The organism is Flavobacterium laiguense, from assembly GCF_003097655.1.
GTDB lineage: Bacteria > Bacteroidota > Bacteroidia > Flavobacteriales > Flavobacteriaceae > Flavobacterium > Flavobacterium laiguense.
The window spans coordinates 1-19,340 of the sequence record NZ_QCZH01000010.1 but is presented as its reverse complement, the minus strand read 5'-3'; the positions used below and the strand labels follow the sequence as shown (position 1 = coordinate 19,340).

13 protein-coding genes are annotated in these 19,340 nt (G+C 35.5%); 5 read left to right on the top strand and 8 right to left on the bottom strand.

Features of this window, described 5'->3' with window-relative positions; genetic code table 11:
- Nucleotides 1–236 precede the first annotated feature (236 nt).
- Nucleotides 237–2,783 (top strand): ATP-dependent Clp protease ATP-binding subunit, encoded by a 2,547-nt coding sequence (locus DB891_RS10250; RefSeq protein ID WP_116763204.1) that lies wholly within the window; start codon nt 237–239, stop codon nt 2,781–2,783.
- Nucleotides 2,784–2,923: 140 nt separating this feature from the next.
- Nucleotides 2,924–4,294 (top strand): 30S ribosomal protein S6--L-glutamate ligase, encoded by a 1,371-nt coding sequence (gene rimK / locus DB891_RS10245; RefSeq protein WP_116763201.1) that lies wholly within the window; start codon nt 2,924–2,926, stop codon nt 4,292–4,294.
- A gap of 141 nt (nt 4,295–4,435) precedes the next feature.
- Here the strand turns inward: rimK and DB891_RS10240 are convergent, their stop codons facing one another.
- From DB891_RS10240 to hutH, 3 genes are read right to left on the bottom strand one after another with little or no spacing between them, the layout of a single operon-like run.
- Nucleotides 4,436–5,719, bottom strand: coding sequence for an inorganic phosphate transporter (locus DB891_RS10240; protein WP_116763199.1), 1,284 nt, complete (start codon nt 5,717–5,719; stop codon nt 4,436–4,438).
- A gap of 29 nt (nt 5,720–5,748) precedes the next feature.
- Entirely contained in the window at nt 5,749–6,393 is a 645-nt protein-coding gene (locus DB891_RS10235) for a DUF47 domain-containing protein (RefSeq protein WP_116763197.1), read from the bottom strand.
- Between the two features lie 49 nt (nt 6,394–6,442).
- The gene (hutH, locus tag DB891_RS10230; RefSeq protein WP_116763195.1) at nt 6,443–7,957 is read right to left on the bottom strand and encodes a histidine ammonia-lyase; all 1,515 of its coding nucleotides are present in this window, start codon (nt 7,955–7,957) and stop codon (nt 6,443–6,445) included.
- Nucleotides 7,958–9,044: 1,087 nt separating this feature from the next.
- Here hutH and thrA point away from each other — a divergent pair.
- From thrA to thrC, 3 genes are all read left to right on the top strand, one after another.
- On the top strand, nt 9,045–11,492 hold the full coding sequence (gene thrA / locus DB891_RS10225; RefSeq protein WP_116763193.1) for a bifunctional aspartate kinase/homoserine dehydrogenase I: 2,448 nt from the start codon (nt 9,045–9,047) through the stop codon (nt 11,490–11,492).
- Nucleotides 11,493–11,572: 80 nt separating this feature from the next.
- Entirely contained in the window at nt 11,573–12,493 is a 921-nt protein-coding gene (locus DB891_RS10220; protein ID WP_116763191.1) for a homoserine kinase, read from the top strand.
- Nucleotides 12,494–12,613: 120 nt separating this feature from the next.
- On the top strand, nt 12,614–13,903 hold the full coding sequence (thrC, locus tag DB891_RS10215) for a threonine synthase (protein ID WP_116763189.1): 1,290 nt from the start codon (nt 12,614–12,616) through the stop codon (nt 13,901–13,903).
- 114 nt (nt 13,904–14,017) lie between these two features.
- On the opposite strand, the gene DB891_RS10210 is transcribed toward thrC, so the two are convergent.
- The 5 genes from DB891_RS10210 to DB891_RS10185 form a co-directional block, all read right to left on the bottom strand.
- Nucleotides 14,018–14,863, bottom strand: a complete 846-nt coding sequence (locus DB891_RS10210) for a DUF4249 family protein (RefSeq protein WP_116763187.1) — start codon at nt 14,861–14,863, stop codon at nt 14,018–14,020.
- A gap of 89 nt (nt 14,864–14,952) precedes the next feature.
- Nucleotides 14,953–17,139: a TonB-dependent receptor plug domain-containing protein gene (locus DB891_RS10205; protein WP_116763185.1), complete on the bottom strand. Its 2,187-nt coding sequence runs from the start codon at nt 17,137–17,139 to the stop codon at nt 14,953–14,955.
- Between the two features lie 403 nt (nt 17,140–17,542).
- Entirely contained in the window at nt 17,543–18,112 is a 570-nt protein-coding gene (locus DB891_RS10195) for a cysteine hydrolase family protein (RefSeq protein ID WP_116763180.1), read from the bottom strand.
- 136 nt (nt 18,113–18,248) lie between these two features.
- On the bottom strand, nt 18,249–18,569 hold the full coding sequence (locus DB891_RS10190; protein WP_116763178.1) for an NIPSNAP family protein: 321 nt from the start codon (nt 18,567–18,569) through the stop codon (nt 18,249–18,251).
- 31 nt (nt 18,570–18,600) lie between these two features.
- On the bottom strand, nt 18,601–19,125 hold the full coding sequence (locus DB891_RS10185) for a hypothetical protein (protein ID WP_116763176.1): 525 nt from the start codon (nt 19,123–19,125) through the stop codon (nt 18,601–18,603).
- Between the last annotated feature and the right edge of the window lie 215 nt (nt 19,126–19,340).

Sequence of the window (19,340 nt, the reverse complement as noted above, 5' to 3'; positions counted from 1 at the left end):
TTGTTTTAAAAAATCCCGCTAATATAACCTTTCTCGATAAAATCTCACCTATAATGCGATGTAAATTTATTTGATTTATTAACAAATTAATATTGGCTTTTGGTTAATAAATTTAAGTCTTCTTTAACTTAAATTTCATCATTTTTTTGTCAATTAGCAAAAACAGTTATTAAAGGTATGGTTTTTGTTTTTCAATTACTAATTCACTAAATTTACAATACCAATATATAGAAATTATGGATGATAATTTTTCACCAAGAGTAAAAGACGTGATTACCTACAGCAAAGAGGAGGCATTGCGTTTAGGACACGACTTTATAGGTACGGAGCATTTGATGCTTGGTATTTTAAGGGATGGGAATGGAAAAGCAATCCATATTCTCAATAATCTTTCTGTAGATCTAGAACATCTGCGGAGAAAGGTCGAAATCCTTAGTCCTGCAAGCCCTAGCCATGAGGTAAGCATAGAAAAGAAGAACTTACACCTTACCCGCCAAGCAGAACGCGCCTTGAAAACTACTTTTCTTGAAGCTAAAGTATTTCAAAGTTCTTCTATAAGTACGGCACATTTATTACTGTGCATCTTAAGAAACGAAAATGATCCTACAACCAAGCTACTGAATAAACTTAAAATCGATTATGATGTAGCTAAAGAACAATATTTAAATATGACCCCAAACGAAGAAGATTTTTTAGAAAACCTGCCAAAAAACGAATCATACAACGATGATTCCGGACAAGATGACAGCCTTAAAGAAGGGAATTTTAATAACCCCGCCAATAAATCAAATAAAAAATCTAAAACTCCAGTACTTGACAATTTTGGAAGAGATTTAACAGAAATGGCGGAAGAAGGCAAACTAGACCCAGTTGTTGGACGTGAAAAAGAAATAGAACGTGTATCTCAAATTTTGAGTCGTCGTAAAAAAAACAACCCTTTATTAATAGGTGAACCAGGTGTTGGTAAATCTGCTATTGCCGAAGGACTGGCTTTGCGTATCATTCAAAAGAAAGTATCTCGTATTTTATTCAACAAACGAGTAGTAACTCTTGATTTGGCTAGCCTTGTTGCTGGTACAAAATACCGTGGCCAGTTTGAAGAACGTATGAAAGCGGTTATGAATGAGCTTGAAAAAAATGACGACATCATTCTTTTCATTGATGAAATTCACACTATCGTTGGTGCTGGCGGAGCTACAGGCTCGCTTGATGCCTCAAATATGTTCAAACCTGCCTTGTCAAGAGGTGAAATTCAATGTATTGGAGCCACAACATTAGACGAATACCGTCAGTACATAGAAAAAGATGGAGCACTAGAAAGACGTTTCCAAAAAGTAATTGTAGAACCAACTTCGGTTGAAGAAACAATTACTATTTTGAATAATATAAAAGATAAGTACGAAGATCATCATAACGTAACATACACGCCAGAAGCCATTGAAGCTTGTGTTAAACTAACCAATCGTTATATGTCTGAGCGTTTTTTACCGGACAAAGCTATCGATGCATTAGACGAAGCTGGATCACGAGTACACATTACTAACATTGATGTCCCTAAACAAATTTTGGACTTGGAGCGTCAATTAGAAGAAGTGCGTGAGTTGAAAAATTTGGTTGTTAAGAAACAAAAATATGAAGAAGCTGCCAAACTTCGTGATGATGAGAAAAAGATCGAAAAAGATCTAGCTATAGCTCAAGAACAATGGGAAGAAGATTCTAAAAACAATAGAATATTAGTAACCGAAGACAATGTTGCCGATGTTGTATCTATGATGACTGGAATTCCTGTAAATCGTATTGCACAAACAGAAAGCAATAAACTAGCAAAATTACCGGAACTAATTCAAAATAAAGTAATTGGACAAAACGAGGCTGTTTTAAAAATCGCCCGTTCTATCCAAAGAAATCGCGCTGGATTGAAAGACCCAAACCGACCTATTGGTTCTTTTATTTTCCTTGGACAAACCGGTGTTGGTAAAACACAATTAGCCAAAGTACTTGCCAAAGAGTTATTTGATTCTGAGGATGCTTTAGTTCGAATTGACATGAGTGAATACATGGAGAAATTTGCGATTTCAAGATTAGTTGGAGCGCCTCCGGGATATGTAGGATACGAAGAAGGTGGGCAATTAACCGAGAAAGTACGCAGAAAACCATATTGTGTGGTATTACTTGATGAAATCGAGAAAGCACATCCTGATGTTTTCAATATGATGCTTCAAGTTCTTGATGATGGTTATTTAACCGATAGTTTAGGACGCAAAATTGATTTCAAGAATACGATTATCATTATGACCTCTAATGTTGGAGCTCGTCAATTGAAAGATTTCGGACAAGGAGTTGGATTTGGAACTGCTGCCAAAGTAGCCCAAGCTGATGACAATTCGAAAAGCATTATTGAAAACGCTTTGAAAAAAACATTTGCACCTGAATTTTTGAATAGAATTGACGACGTAATTGTCTTTAACACTTTAGAAAAAGAACACATCAATTTGATCATAGAAATTGAATTGAAAAAATTATACGATCGTGTAAAAGAATTAGGATATCAATTGAACCTTTCTGACAAAGCAAAAGCTTTTATTGCTGACAAAGGATTTGATAAACAATTTGGAGCAAGACCGCTGAAAAGAGCGATTCAGAAATATGTAGAAGATGTACTTGCAGAAGAGATTATCACTTCAAAAATAACTAGTGGCGATGAAATTTTCATGGATATAGAAGAAGGTTCACAAGAACTAACGGTTAACATTCATAAAGCGGGAGAGCCTACAAATCAATAAATTTCAATAATTTATTCTATAATAAACCCGTTACGTTTTAATAACATAACGGGTTTGTACTTTATGGAGAATTTTCTTTGTTTTAAAAAACAAATATTTACATTTGATAATTCAAAAATAGACCAAACTAAAATTAATTTATGCTTCAAAATAAAGTTATACTGGGTAGCGAAGAATGGTGCTCTTTTCCGGAATTAGGAATTCCAACCATCAAAGCTCGTGTTGATTCTGGTGCAAAAACATCTGCTTTGCATGCCATCAATATTGCTCCATTTATAAAAAATGATACCAATTGGGTGAAATTTGACATCAATCCTATTCAAAATAACATAAAAACGGTTATTCATTGCGAAGCCCCGTTAGTAGATAAACGTATTGTAAAAAGCTCCAGTGGCTTTAGGGAACATCGCTATGTGATCCAAACCAATCTTGCCATAGGCGATTCAAAATGGCCTATAGAAATGACATTGACCAATAGAGATTCTATGGGTTTCAGAATGCTTTTGGGACGAGAAGCCATGAGCGGAAGAATTCTTGTTGATCCTGAACAAAAATATCTTTTAGGACAACCAACTACAGAAAGCCTTGCGGCATTATACGTAAACTCAGAAAAAGCAAGCTCTGGTTTAAGGATAGGGCTTTTAGCCAGTAATCCCGAATTGTACAGCAACAAAAGAATCATGGAAGCCGGAGAAATGCGAGGACATGAAATGCACTTCTTAAACATTAAGGAATGCTACATGAAACTAGATGCAAAAACTCCTGAAATTCACTATCGTGGCGGAAAAATATTAAATCAATTTGACGCCATCATTCCAAGAATCCGTCCAAGTATTACCTTTTATGGCTGTGCTTTAACCAGACAGTTTGAAGCTTTAAAAGTTTTTTGTTTGAACTCATCGACAGCTATCACGCAATCCAGAGACAAACTATTCTCTTTGCAATTATTACTGAATCATGGTGTTGACATTCCAACAACAGGTTTTGCCAATTCCCCTTTGGATACCGATAATTTGATAAAAATGGTTGGAGGTTCTCCCCTAATTGTAAAATTATTGGAAGGTACACAAGGAAAAGGAGTAGTTTTAGCCGAAACAAAAAAAGCTGCAGAGAGTGTAATTAATGCTTTCAAGAGTTTAAATGCCAACATCCTAGTTCAAGAATTCATCAAAGAAGCCAATGGAAAAGACATTCGTTGTTTTGTGATTGACGGCAAAGTGGTCGCGGCAATCCAAAGAGAAGCGATGCCAGGCGAATTTAGAGCCAACATTCATTTAGGCGGAACAGCTTCTATTATCAAAGTTACATCCGAAGAAAAAAAGATTGCTATAAAAGCCGCGAAAGCAATGGATTTAAAAGTAGCCGGTGTAGACATAATTCGTTCAGCAAAAGGGCCTTTATTGCTTGAGGTTAACTCTTCACCAGGTCTTGAAGGTATTGAAGGAGCAACTAATAAAGATATTGCTGGGGAAATGATTAAGGCAATTGAAAAGAACTTTAAGATAAAGTAGTTTTTTTTTTAGAAAATAGAATACGGAAAATAGAAATCAGATTGCAGAATTTGGAAATCCTATTCAACATCTTCTCTTAAGAGGCATAAAAAAACCATTCAATTACGAATGGTTTTTTTTTATTATATAAATTTTAAAATCTTATCCTACAAATACACTTAAAGTATAATAAATTATAGCAGCTAATAAAGCTGAAATTGGAATGGTTAATACCCAAGCCCAAATTAAACTTACTGTTACACCCCAACGAACAGCAGAAACACGTTTTGTTATACCTACTCCAATGATAGATCCTGTAATAGTATGCGTTGTACTCACTGGAACTTTGAAATGTTCAGTGAAATATAAAGTTAAAGCTCCGGCAGTTTCTGCAACTACACCTTCAAAAGAGGTTACTTTGGTGATTTTTGATCCCATAGTTTTTATAATTTTCCAACCACCACTAAGCGTACCCGCAGCAATGACAGAATAACAAGCTATTGGAATCCAAGCTGGCATTTCTGCTTTTATCCCTTTATCTTCATCAGGAAGCACAACATTTAACCATTCAGGCATAACCTGTCCATGTCCTGTTGTGTGAATATAAACCGCTACAGCAGCAGCGATTATACCCATTACTTTTTGGGAATCGTTACCACCGTGACCTAAACTAAAGGCAGCAGATGATAATAATTGCATTTTCTTAAGAGCTGAATTCGATTGACTCAAATTCAAACTACTAAAAATCAAAGCAAAAATACTGATAGAAAGTATAATAAAAGCAACTATAAACCATTTGATGTTATGTTTTTCAAAAACAAAACTCCAAAAAGGAGAATCAAAACGAGGCTTTTCAATTTCTTCAAAAGGGATTAATTGTCCGGCAACATACCAGATAGTCAAAGCCATTAATGCCAGGGTAAACAATTTTGGATAAATACTTTTCTTAGAAGCATTAAGTAACCAAATAGACATCAAATAAGAAATCAGCGCCCCTAATAAAGGAGCTAAAACGATAAAAGCAACGATAATTAAAACACCTGAAGGCATTCCACCATCTTTTCCTTCTTTATACCATGAAACCACTCCAAAACCAGCATGGGCAATTGCAGCCCCTGCAAAACCACCAATTAGAGTATGAGAAGAACTTGAAGGAATTCCTAACCACCAAGTAGCTAAATTCCAAATAATAGCAGCAATAATACCAGCTAGAATTACAACTAGGTTGATATCCATAGTACTAGCTGTTTTTGCAACTGTATCAGCCACTCCAAAACCAAAGACAAAGTAAGCCAAAAAGTTAAAAAAGGCAGCCCAAATAACAGCTTGTAAAGGGGACAAAACCTTAGTTGCTACAACTGTAGCAATAGCATTGGCAGCGTCATGAAAACCATTAATATAATCAAATATTAAGGCTAGAACAATAATAATTATGAGTAAAGTCATATCTATATCTTAGATTGAATAGAATTAAATTAAGAATGTTTTACTGTAATAGATTCTAAAACACTGGCAACACTCTTACATTTATCCGTTGCTGATTCTAAAACTGACAATACTTCTTTGTATTTAATGATGTTTTTGGCATCGGTTTCATTTTCGAAAATTTCAAAAACGGCTTTATTGTATACCATATCTGATTTATTTTCCAGCTTGTTGATTTTAACACAAGCATTAGTGATGGTTTTCATGTTGCTCAAGTTTTTCAACTCTTTTACAGCGGCATCAATATGCTGACAGGCTTCTAGATTGATTTCTGTCATTTTACGAATCGATTTTGTAATTTTATCCACTTGATACAAACGCATTCTGCTAGCTGCACCATGAAGATAATCGGCTACGTTATCAATTGAGGTAATCAAAGAGTGAATATCCTCTCTATCAAATGGAGTGATGAAATTTCTACTCAATTCCAAATTGGTTTGACGTGTAATATCTTCTCCTTTTTGCTCTAATTCGTCTATTTTTTGAAACAACGCTTCTCTTTCTTTCAAAGGAAGGTTTACAGCTTCGTGCAAATTTGAAGCTAATTCGATTAAATTGCTAGATGCTTCTTCAAAAAGAGGAAAGAATTTTTTGTCCTTTGGGACTAAAAATTGAAAAATACTATTTAATGACATTTGTTTATATTTTAGTGGTGCAAAATTACTTCATTATTTTAAGCCAATGTTAAGCTATTGTTAACAAATCGTCTTCGATTTGAAAACTGTTTAGAAAGGAAACTGTTTTCTCAATGTCGTAATGTAAAATTCTGTCTTCTTTTACCAAAGAAACTTCTTCCCTGTAAGATTTTAAAAACATTTCGATAAAATCACTGGATTGTAAAGGTCTTCTGTATTCAATGGCTTGTGAAGCATTCATCAATTCAATAGCCAAAATACGCTCTAGATTGTCCATTACACGCAAACATTTTGTAGCACCGTTGGCTCCCATACTCACGTGATCTTCTTGACCATTGCTTGAAACAATACTATCTACACTCGATGGCGTTGCCAACTGTTTGTTTTGACTTGCAATACTTGCAGCTGTATATTGTGGAATCATAAATCCTGAATTCAGTCCTGGATTATCTACCAAAAACGCGGGAAGATTACGCAATCCTGAAATCAATTGATACGTTCTGCGCTCAGAAATACTGCCTAGCTCAGCCAAAGCAATTGCCATAAAGTCGAGTGCCAGTGCCAATGGTTGCCCATGAAAATTTCCACCAGAAATAATCTGATCACTTTCTACAAATATATTAGGATTATCGGTAACCGAATTAATTTCGGTTTTGAATACTTTTTTCACGTAATCAAAAGCATCTTTTGACGCTCCGTGCACTTGTGGAATACAACGGAAAGAATATGGATCTTGAACATGCACTTTAGGCTGCTCAATAATTTCGCTGCCCTCCAGAAAATCTTTCACTCTTTTTGCAGTTGCAATTTGACCATTGTGAGGACGTATATAATGGATCAACTCATTAAATGGTTCTATTCTACCGTCAAAACCTTCCAAAGAGATTGTTCCAATTAAATCGGCTAAATAAGAAAACTTATTCGCCTTCATCAAAATATGCGCGCCATATGCACTCATAAACTGAGTTCCGTTTAATAACGCCAATCCTTCTTTCGATTTTAAAACGATAGGTTCCCAACCAAAATGTTTTAAAACTTCGCTAGAATGTACTTTCTTACCTTCAAACCAAACATCACCTTCTCCTAATAAAGGTAAAGATAAATGTGCCAAAGGCGCTAAATCACCAGAAGCCCCAAGAGATCCTTGAGTATATATTATAGGTAGAATATCATTATTGTAAAAATCAACCAATCGTTCTACCGTTTGCAATTGAATACCTGAATGACCATAGCTCAACGATTGTATTTTAAGTAACAACATTAGTTTTACAATGTCATTTGGCACTTCCTCCCCTGTTCCACAAGAGTGTGATTTCACAAGGTTTTCTTGAAGTTTTGATAGGTTTTTATTTGAAATCTTCACGTTACAAAGGGATCCAAAACCCGTATTGATTCCATAAATAGGTTCCGAATGGGAAGCCATTTTAGCATCCAAGTATTCTCTACACTTTTGAATGTTTACTTTAGCTTCTTCAGACAATGAAACTGATTTATTATGAGATATAATCTCTTGCAACGCTTCAAAAGAAAGTAACTCTGTACTTATATAATGTGTATTCTCCATTTTGTTTGATTTTAAGAGTTCAAAATTCTACAAATCAATATTAAAAAGCAATGTTTTTTGAGGATTATTTAAAACAAAGATTCAAAAATAAAGATTCATACTAATACCATTTCTGAGAATAAATCTATTCTCCAATGTTTTTTACAAACTTTTTCCTTTATGTTCTTTGCGTCTTTGCGCCTTTGCGAGCCCATTTTCACGCAAAGGCGCAGAGACGCAAAGTATCTTTTCAATATTTAGACTCATGATATAAGTTAAGGACAGCTAAGTTACGGACAGCCATTTAAAATAATTATAGTAACCCATTAGGTGTAATTCTGTTTAAATAAAAAATAAACCACATAGATACATAGATTTATAACTGATAATTAAAGAAAGAATAGAAAATAGCACTATTTTTCACACAGATTGACTATGTGAAAAGTAAAACATCTATCAAACTCTTTTCAAAAACTAAAAATTCTATGCTTCTATGTGGTAAAAAAAACAATTACACCCAACGAGTTATAGTAATTCTAATTTAAGAAGAAGAAGAAGTTTTACATCTCATATCAGTAATTATTAAAACCCAACCATTAAAATATAAATCCTAAGTCAATTCAACTCCTATTACAACTAAATTAGAGGAAAATAGCACCTATACATCTCTTTGATAAAAGAATAAAAAAAAGAATAATCTCAATAATCAATACGATACATTACGCAATATCGAATTTGAACCACTATTAAATTTAATTATTAAAGTATTCGCAAAAAGAAACTCTAAAGCTTTGATTTTTTATAAAAAACTGTACTTTTGAAAAATCAAAATGAATAAATTTAACAGCACATATCATCCTTCGATAACAACTCAAAACTGGGTTGCACTTGCTGTTACCACTACCTCTATTACTTCTACTACAACTACAACTACCCCTTAGGGGTATACATTTTACATATAGACCATTTTTTGTACTTTTTTCTTAAAGAAAGAAAGTCTTGGGTGCATAGAAAACATTTGCATTTAAAAACAAATAAAAATCGCTAGGATTAAAATACAGCTAATTATAAAAAATAGCGACCCTTAAATTACAAATACAGACATCACATGAAAATATTAAAATTTGGCGGAACTTCGGTAGCCAATGCAGAAAATATAAAATTAGTATTAGACATAGTTATCAATAAAGCGCAGGAAGAAAAACTTGTTGTAGTTGTTTCCGCTTTAAGCAAAGTAACCGATTTATTGCAATTGGCAGCTTCAAAAGCAGCTTCCAATGACGAAAGTTTCAAAGACATTGTTGCCGAAATTGAGAAAAAACATCTAGAAGCGCTTAAGCAACTGATTCCTGTAAGTGAACAAAGTGGTTTGTTAAGCCATATCAAAAGAATCATAAACCACTTAGAGACACTACTTGACGGTTGTTTTCTTTTGGGTGAATTATCCCCTAGAACATCCGATACTATTCTAAGTTTTGGAGAATTATTGTCTTCTTATATTATTGCAGAAGCCTTAAAACAAAAATTAAAAAACAGCAGTTACAAAGACAGCCGTGAGTTGATAAAAACCAACAATCATTTTGGAAAAGCAGCCGTTAACTTTGAAGTTTCAAACCAACTGATCGCTGATTTTTTCGCTTCGAATACTGCGCAAGTAGTCGTAATGCCTGGATTTATAGCTTCTTCGCTTGACGGAATCAACACTACTTTAGGTCGTGGAGGATCGGATTATACTGCTGCCATTATTGCAGGAGCCGTAAACGCAAGCGATTTAGAAATATGGACTGACGTAAATGGAATGTTTACTGCCAATCCAAAAATTGTTAAACAAGCACAACCTATCGCTACCATATCCTATCAAGAAGCAATGGAGTTGTCGCATTTTGGTGCCAAAGTATTGTACCCGCCAACAATCCAACCGGTTTTAAGAAAAAATATTCCAATTTTTATAAAGAATACTTTTGAGCCAACAGCTGAAGGAACTTTAATTTCCAACAACCCTGCATCACATACCAATCCTGTAAAAGGAATTAGCCATATCGACAATATCACTTTGATTACTCTGGAAGGCTCTGGAATGATTGGTGTTGCTGGTTCTTCTAAACGACTATTCGAAGTATTATCAAACGAGAATATCAACGTCATTTTTATTACCCAAGCTTCATCGGAGCATTCTATCTGTATAGGGATTTTAAATTCGGATGCCGAAACTGCCGAGATTGCCATCAATAAAGCGTTTCAACTGGAGATTGCCCAAAACAAAATCGATCCCTGCATCGTAGAGCAAAATCTATGCATTATCGCTTTGGTGGGTGAAAACATGAAAAATCATCAAGGTTTAAGCGGTAGAATGTTTAGTACTTTAGGAAAGAACAATGTCAATATTCGTGCGATTGCCCAAGGCGCTTCCGAAAGAAACATCTCGGTGGTTATTAACGAAAGAGATGTCAAAAAAGCACTGAATACATTACACGAAAACTTCTTTGAAGAAAACACTAAGCAGTTAAACTTATTTGTAATGGGTGTTGGTAATGTGGGTGAGAAATTCATGGAGCAAATTCAGCAACAAAGGAAATTCCTAAAAGAAAACTTGAAAATAAACCTAAGAGTTATTGCCGTTTCGAATTCTAGAAAAATGTATTTTAACGAAGATGGAATTCCACTAAAAGAATGGCAATCGCATTTGGAAAATGGTGAAGTGGCCAACAAAGAACAATTTATTGCCAATATAAAAGCACTCAATTTACGCAATAGTATTTTTGTGGACATCACTGCCAATGAAGAAGTGTCAAAAACCTACGAGCAGTATTTAAAACAAAATGTTGCCGTGGTAACTTGTAACAAAATTGCCTGTTCATCAGCCTATGATAATTATAAAAATCTAAAAAGTCTATCGCGTCAATTCAATGCGCCTTTCCTTTTTGAAACTAATGTTGGAGCCGGATTGCCCATCATAGATACGGTAAAAAACCTAATCGCTTCTGGTGATAAAGTACATAAAATTCAAGCCGTATTGTCAGGCAGTTTAAACTTTATCTTTAACAATTTTGATGAAAACAATGCTTTTCATGAAGTAGTTAAAGAAGCTGGAATACAAGGGTTTACAGAGCCGGACCCAAAGATTGATTTAAGTGGAATTGATGTAGCCAGAAAGATCCTTATTTTGATTCGAGAGAGCGGATACAAAATGGAAATTGACGCTATTGCGAATGAATCTTTCATGCCCGCTGAGTGCCTTGCCACTACAACAAACGAAGCGTTCTTTGAATCATTACAAAAACATGCAGCCCACTTTGAAGCCATTTACAAAGAAGCTTTAAACAGAGATTCCCGTTTGAAATATGTAGCTCAATTTGAAGATGGAAAAGCAAGTGTCGGTTTACAATTCATACCAAAAGACCATCCGTTTTACAATCTGGAAGGAAAAGACAATATCGTTTTATTCTATACGGATCGTTATGTAGATCAGCCGTTGTTGATAAAAGGCGCTGGAGCTGGAGCTGCGGTTACAGCCTCAGGGATTTTTGCAGATGTGATTAGAATAGGAAATATATAATTGTACAGACGCGATTTATCGCGTCTCCTTTTAGAACTGAGACGCGATAAATCGCGTCTGTACAACCAAAAATAAAAATAATGAAAGAAATAAAAATATTTTGCCCTGCCACTATCGCGAATCTTTCGTGTGGATTTGATGTACTCGGATTATGTTTAGCAACTGCTGGCGATGAAATGATCGTTCGCAAATCAGATATAAAGGGTGTTCGTATTACCAAAATAGTCGGTGCCGATTTACCATTAGAAACAGAAAACAATGTGGCAGGAGTTGCTGCTTTGGCGATGCTAGAAGAAATAGAAACCGAATTCGGTTTTGAGATTGAAATCTACAAACACATCAAAGCAGGAAGCGGGATTGGCAGTAGTGCAGCCAGTTCTGCAGGTGCTGTTTTTGGTATCAACGAATTATTGGGACAACCTTTCACAAGAAAAGAATTGGTGAAATTTGCCATGCAAGGCGAGAAATTAGCCAGTGGAAATGCCCATGCCGATAATGTTGCACCCGCCCTTTTGGGTGGTTTTACCTTGGTAAGATGCTCGAATCCTTTGGATATCATCAAAATCGAAAGTCCATCTGAATTGTATGCTACGGTGGTACATCCCCAAATTGAATTGAAAACATCGGATGCGCGTTCGGTATTGAAACAAACCGTTTCCCTAAAAAGCGCTATTACCCAATGGGGAAATGTAGGCGGATTGGTAGCGGGATTGTACACTCAGGATTACGAATTAATCGGTCGCTCTTTGCACGACGAAATCATAGAACCTGTTCGCTCTATGCTGATTCCAGGATTTGATTTAATCAAGCAAACCGCTTATGAAAATGGAGCTTTGGGTTCTGGAATCTCAGGTTCCGGTCCTTCTATTTTTGCTTTAAGCAAAGGAAAGGAAAACGCCGATAAAATTGCCAAAGCGATGAGTGCCGTTTACGAAGAAATGAATTTGCCTTATGAAATTCACGTTTCCAAAGTGAACGACGAAGGGATAACAATAATTTAAGAATTATGATTAACGATTTTTGACCCGAGCGTCAGCGAACTGGCGCAGCATTTTAGATGTAACCCATGTTGCGAAAAAAATCATAAATCACAAATCGTTAATTCTCAATCAAAAATCACAATGAAATATTACAGTTTAAACCATAATGCACCAAACGTTTCTTTCCAGGAAGCAGTAATACAAGGATTGGCAACCGATAAAGGATTGTATTTCCCCGAAACGATTACACCATTAGCACCAAGTTTTTTTGAGACTATCGAAAGTTTATCCCATGAAGAAATCGCTTTTGAAGCGATCAAACAATTTGTGGGAGATGAAATCCCTGCCGAAACTTTAAAAGAAATCATTGCAGAAACGTTGTGTTTTGATTTCCCTTTGGTGGAAGTCGAAAACGGAATCTATTCCCTTGAATTGTTTCATGGTCCAACCATGGCTTTCAAGGATGTTGGGGCGAGATTTATGTCCCGTTGTCTGGCCTATTTCAATAAAGACAACAAAAACAATAAAAATACAGTTCTTGTAGCGACTTCTGGAGATACAGGTGGAGCCGTAGCCAGTGGTTTCCTTGGCGTAAACGGTGTAGATGTTGTAATTCTTTATCCTTCTGGAAAAGTGAGCGACATTCAGGAAAAGCAATTAACGACTTTGGGACAGAATATAAAAGCACTTGAAGTTGATGGTGTTTTTGATGATTGCCAAGACATGGTCAAAAAAGCATTTTTGGATGAAAGCCTGAATCATATTAAGTTAACTTCTGCCAATTCAATCAATATTGCACGTTGGTTGCCACAAATGTTTTACTTTTTCTTTGCTTACAAAGCGTTGAAAAAACAAGGTAAACCACTAGTTTTCTCTTGCCCAAGCGGTAATTTCGGGAATATTTGTGCGGGTATCATCGCCAAGAAAATGGGATTGCCTATCGAACATTTTGTAGCTTCTACCAATGTGAATGATACTGTTCCTAGATTCCTTGCCAACGGAATTTACGACCCAAAACCGTCTATCGCAACGATATCGAATGCCATGGACGTAGGGAATCCAAGTAATTTTATTCGTATTCAAGAGATGTACCAAAATGATTTGACCCAATTCAAAAAAGATTTTAGTTCTTATGCGTTTACCGATGCAGAAACTTTGGTGGCGTTGAAAGCCATTTATAACGAAAAAGGCTATATCGCAGAACCACACGGAGCCGTTGGTTATTTGGGATTGAAAAAGGAATTGCAAAATATACCCAATGCCATTGGTGTTTTCTTGGAAACTGCACATCCTATCAAGTTCTTGGATGTGGTAGAACCAGCTTTGGGAGTTACTTTACCTCTACCATCACAAATAGAAAGCGTAATGAACAAAGAAAAAGTAAGCGTAAAAATTTCGAGTTATGAGGAATTGAAGGCTTTTTTGGGGTGAAAGAAACCAATTCGCACTATTATCAAATAAAACATCAACTGAAAGGTTGGTGTTTTGTTATTTCTAGAAGCACGGATTTTCGTTGTTTAAGCAGTCACACCTCCTTCCTTTTTCCTAAGGAGTTTGCAGCGAAACAACCGACACGCCATAGCCAGCCCAAATGCCAATACCCCCAACGATATTTGATTTCAAACTGGTATTTGCTGGAAAGATAGGATTTACGCCATTCACGATTTCATTTTGGTAATCATTCCAAAAATCAAACGATGCCTTGTCCATTGTTCTTAATTTTACAAATATAAAATCCCCGTCTGTAAAATAAGGTCTAAACTTAGTACTAGAGAACATTAATACGCCTCTATTAATTTGGAAATTAACTACTGGAGACGAAAAATCATCATCATTCAAATTACCATAAAAAGCAGGCACAAAAACAGCTTCTTTTTTATCCACTTTCGTCAAAATCTGGTATTGATTTTTTTCTCCAACAGGATCCTCAAATTTGACAAAAACATAACCCGTGGTATCCGCAGGATTGTCTTTAACATAATTCAATTCTCGAATTGGAACAGACGTTGGAATGGTAGTACTCGATTCTATAACTCTTCCTTCGTATTCTACTTTCAAACTATAGGTTTTTCCAGATTTCCCAACAAGATCTTTCCCTGTATAAACCAATGGTGGAATCCAATTTTTATCAAATCGCAGACTCAACTCTTCCGAATTGGTGCCGTCGGAAACGGTAACTTTAGCAAGCAGAATCAAGTGTTTCAGAATCGACAAACTGTCAACCGTTGATCCAATTGGGATACTCGTGGACAAAATCACATGGGATACATCGCCTTCTTCTATATATCCTTGGACTACAATTTTTGAAACCACCACCACTTCTTCCGTATAATCCACCGTATTACACCCCCATAGAAGCACCAAAACCAGTAAAAAATAGTTCTTTTTCATATGTAGCTAATATTTGTTTTTTTTATGGAATATGGTATCGCCATTCTTCATCCGTGTTTGTGATTTGGAATCATGGCGATTTCATCTTTCTAAAATTTAAATCTCCAACTCAGTGAAGGCAAAATGCCGTATAATTTTTTTTCTTCTTGACTTACAGAAACAGACCGCCCCCCTGCATCTACATTCACATTAAAAACAATATAAACAGGATTTGAGATGTTTAGTGCATTGTAAACGGAAATGCTCAATGCACTTTCTTTTTTTGGCGTTTTCACAAACCAATAATTCACAGACAAATCGGTGCGAAAATAATTGGGCATCACTGCATTATTAAAACTCCCATATTCTTTAACTGGATTATTATTTATAAAATACCAAGTTGTTGGCATGGTAAACCGATTTCCCGAACTAAAAATCTGAGTTACTCCTGCCGACCATTTTGAATTAAAATCATACGTACCAACAAGAGCCAGATTGTGGCGTCTATCATATTTAGAATAAAAAGCACGCCCCTCATTGATTTCATCAAATTGACGTATGGACCAACTCATTGTGCAACTCAACCATCCTTTGAATTTCCCTCTTTCTTTCTTAAACATGAATTCAGCACCATAAGCCTCTCCATCCCCCACAAGTAAATCGTTTTCTAAGGTAGAAATCTCATTGAACTGCGTCACGCCATAAGGATATTCGATCAGATTGTGCATTGTTCTGTAAAAACCATCGAGAGAGGCATTGTATTCTTTGCTAAAAGTTCGATTGTAGCCCCCCGAAAAAGAATTTGACGCTTGCGACGGAATTCCATTGCCACTAGCCACCCAAAAATCGGTTGGAATACCAACGCTGGAAGTGGTTACCAAATTCAAATATTGATTTTGCCGAGTATAGGTCGCAAAAAAAGCATCTTTTGTCGTCGGACTATAGTTTAGAGTAATTCGGGGTTCCAATTGAAAATAATGATTGGGCTTACTTTCGGCACCTGCATAATAATAATTCAATCGCAAACCTATTTCGGCACTAAGCGTCTCCAGCAATTTTGGTTTGGCCATCGCAAATGCCGCGTAATTACTAGAACGAGTGGTAAATGATTTTCCGGTTGTCGCAATCGATTTTATATTTTCAATTTCAATGTTTTGGGGTTGTAATTCATAATAAGCACATTGCAATCCGCTCTCAAAAGGGACTTCCCAAAGGGTATAATTCACTTTACTAGCAAACCCAAATTCTTCTACATACGAAGAAATATCCATCTGAACAGTCTCTTGTCGCATCACTAATGAATTTTCATATCTGGAAAAAAAAACTGAATTAACCATATTTACTTTTTCCGAAAGAATTGATTTCCAAGAAGGTGTTAAAACTACATTACCCCATTTTAATCTTGCATCGAGTCCCAAATTAGAATCCGACATCTTCAATTCGTCTCCGCTAATGAAGGCATCAAAAACGAATCGTTGCGTTCTCGAAACATCCGAAATAAAAGTCAAATTACCATCTGAGAAACCATAATTTAACCCTTTCACATCGTTGTCATTGGTCTTTCTGGGAGTTAAAAGCGGTCCAATTATTTTATCGATATAGGTTTTTCGACCCGAAACAAACAAACCCGTTTTTTTGCTGATCGGGAAAGCCAAAGTGAGCTGTGATGCTAACAAACCAACATTTCCTTCTATCGAAATTTCCTCAGGAATTTCCCGAAAAGGCGTTACATAAACGGTCGAACTCAATCTTCCGCCAAATCTAGCGTTGGAACTCGATTTATCAAATTGAATTTCGTGAATTGGATCGGCATTATAGAAAGGGAAAACGCCCAGTAAATGAGCCATTCCATACACTGGAGCATCGGCATAGAGCATTAAATTGTGTCCAGGGTCACCTCCCCGAACATACAAATACCCATTGGCTTCGCCAGAATTTTGAACTCCTGGTGTTAATTGCAACAGTTTAATAATATCAACCGTTCCTGTCAAATTAGGCACCATACTCAACTTATGAGGATCAAAAGACAATTTCCCACCAGGAACGGTCTTAATCTGCTTTCTACTTACAGCTGAAACAACCACTTCATTCAAAACGGTGTTCTCTTCCTTTGGCAAAAAAGAAAGTAGCGTGTCCTTTTGAATCGTATTTAAAACCTGTTGATGCGGCACCACCCTAACCGACTCTCCTTTGATTTCCTTTGATGTACTTGAGTTTACTACATCACTAAGAGGGACTTTATTTTGAGCAAATAAAGTGACACTTATTAGTGATACTATAAGTAAAATGGGTTTCAATGGAGCGTTATTTTTAACCTTTAATTTACGATTTAATCGTGATAAAATCGCAAAGAACAATCCTTATTTAGTGTTAATTTTAAAGGCTAAATTTAACACAAAACCCATTTTTAAAAATATAAATGATTCTACCATTATATGTGGTTTACTGAAATTCGGCCAAAAAAAACAGGCTAATTTATTATCTAAAAAACAACTTAAATTAGCATAATTATGCCCACTCTTCGACATGCGTTGGCTCTTCGAATCTCCTGACTTTGCACACACGCTGAGCAGACAATACAAATCAATAATCAAAAACCACAAAGTAATAACCTGTTACTTTGTGGTTTTTTCAATATTTGGTTTGGAAATATTCCGTTTACAAAATGAGTCTGGATGCGGAACGAAGAAGTTTTTGAAATTATATGTTTTCTTTAATAAACTTAGTAGTTACAACAGTAGCAAATTCGTCATTTAAACTTGCAAGTGCTGTTTCGTGAATGAGTTCCGCCGAAAAATTTTGTCCGTCTATCCCTTTTTTATTAAATGTTGCGGTTGCATCTGAAACAAGAAATGTTTCATAACCAAAATTCCCAGCCATTCTTGTAGTTGTCGAGACACAATGATCGGTTGTCAAACCGACAATAACAAGTTTACAAATGTTAGCATTGTCAAGTTGTTCTTTTAAGTTTGTCCCAATAAAAGCACTGTTCACGTTCTTTTTTATTATTGGTTCTTCGCCAATTGGTTTAACGATGTCTTTAAATTCGTTTCCTGCATTTGTCTCGTTAAGTAAAGAGGTTGGATTTGATGAACAATGCTTAATGTGAAAAATCGGAAGATTATTGGCTCTCCAAAGTTTTAAAAGTTCACTTGCATGCTGCTCCGCATCTGCATTATTTCTCTGTCCGCCCCAATATTGGATGTTATCAAATCCTTTTTGAATGTCAATAAGAATTAAGGCTGGATTGTCTAATTTTGATATATTCATTTTTCTTTGTTTGTTTAAATGTTTGAGAGTTTCGGTAAAATGACCACTACCGTTTTAGGATTTGCGAAGTAGGAGATTTAGAAATACAAATGTTCAATTTAGCACTTCACCCTCAACTTCAGTTCCTCTTGTTAATTCATTCTGTTTTTTTTATTGACAATTTTGTGCTGTCAACAATCGCTGTATTATAGGACTCAATGCAATTCATTAGCGGTTTATCTGGTCCATTAATCCATTCCTCACTTCCGTAAAATGCGTCTTGACTTTGTTTTCGTTGTTCTATACTTTCGTATGATCTAATTAGGTAGAAACTCTCTTGATCAATTAATGAAAACCCAAAATCAACAACATTTACTTTCCATCGTTTTAGCATAGGTAAACTTTGTTCTGTAAATATTTTTTCAAAGGTTTCGCTCGTGCCTTTTTTGAGTTTGTACGTTCGTAATTCGGTTATCATTTCAGTTTTAGTTTTATATATTGATTGTGAACTATTCTATTCTTGATAGTTCCATTTTCCAATTCCATTCCCATGTTTTTCCATTATCAGTCGAAAACGCTTGTGACCATTTTGGATGTTCCGGATTTGTAGCATCCCATTGATATATCACAAGAATTTCTTTCTCATTAAAAATGTCATTTGTATAAAATTTTCCCAAGCCATTTTCAAATGAACCTGTTACGGGTTTTTCATCCATGGTAGTGCCGTTGCTATCGATCCAATATATTTTCCAAAGTTTTGATGTCTTATTAAAAAGACGAATTGCCATTCCCTCATAAGGTTCACCATTATTGTTTGAATAAAAATTTTCTAAGTTTCCAAATCCGTTTAATGTTTTTTTCATATGCAATTCAGCCTCAAATTCAGTCCATTCGTCACTATTGGTTAATCTTGATTTCAGCTTACGATTGTGAACTTTCCATTTGCCTTGTAAAAAATCAAAATCATTTTCTGAAGATGTCATTGAAGGTTTAATGTCTAAAATTTTCGCTTGTTTGTTTTGTGTCAGTTCCATAGTATTTGTTTTTTGAATTTTGAACGTTTGAAGAAAGCATCATCATTGAAAAAAAGATTAGCAGTAATTGTTTTTTTGTATTTTTCAATATTGATGTTTTAATATGACTGTCCGTAACTCATACCAAGAGTCTAAATATTGAAAATATACTTTGCGTCTCTGCGCCTTTGCGTGAAATTGGGCTCGCAAAGGCGCAGAGACGCAAAGAACAGAAA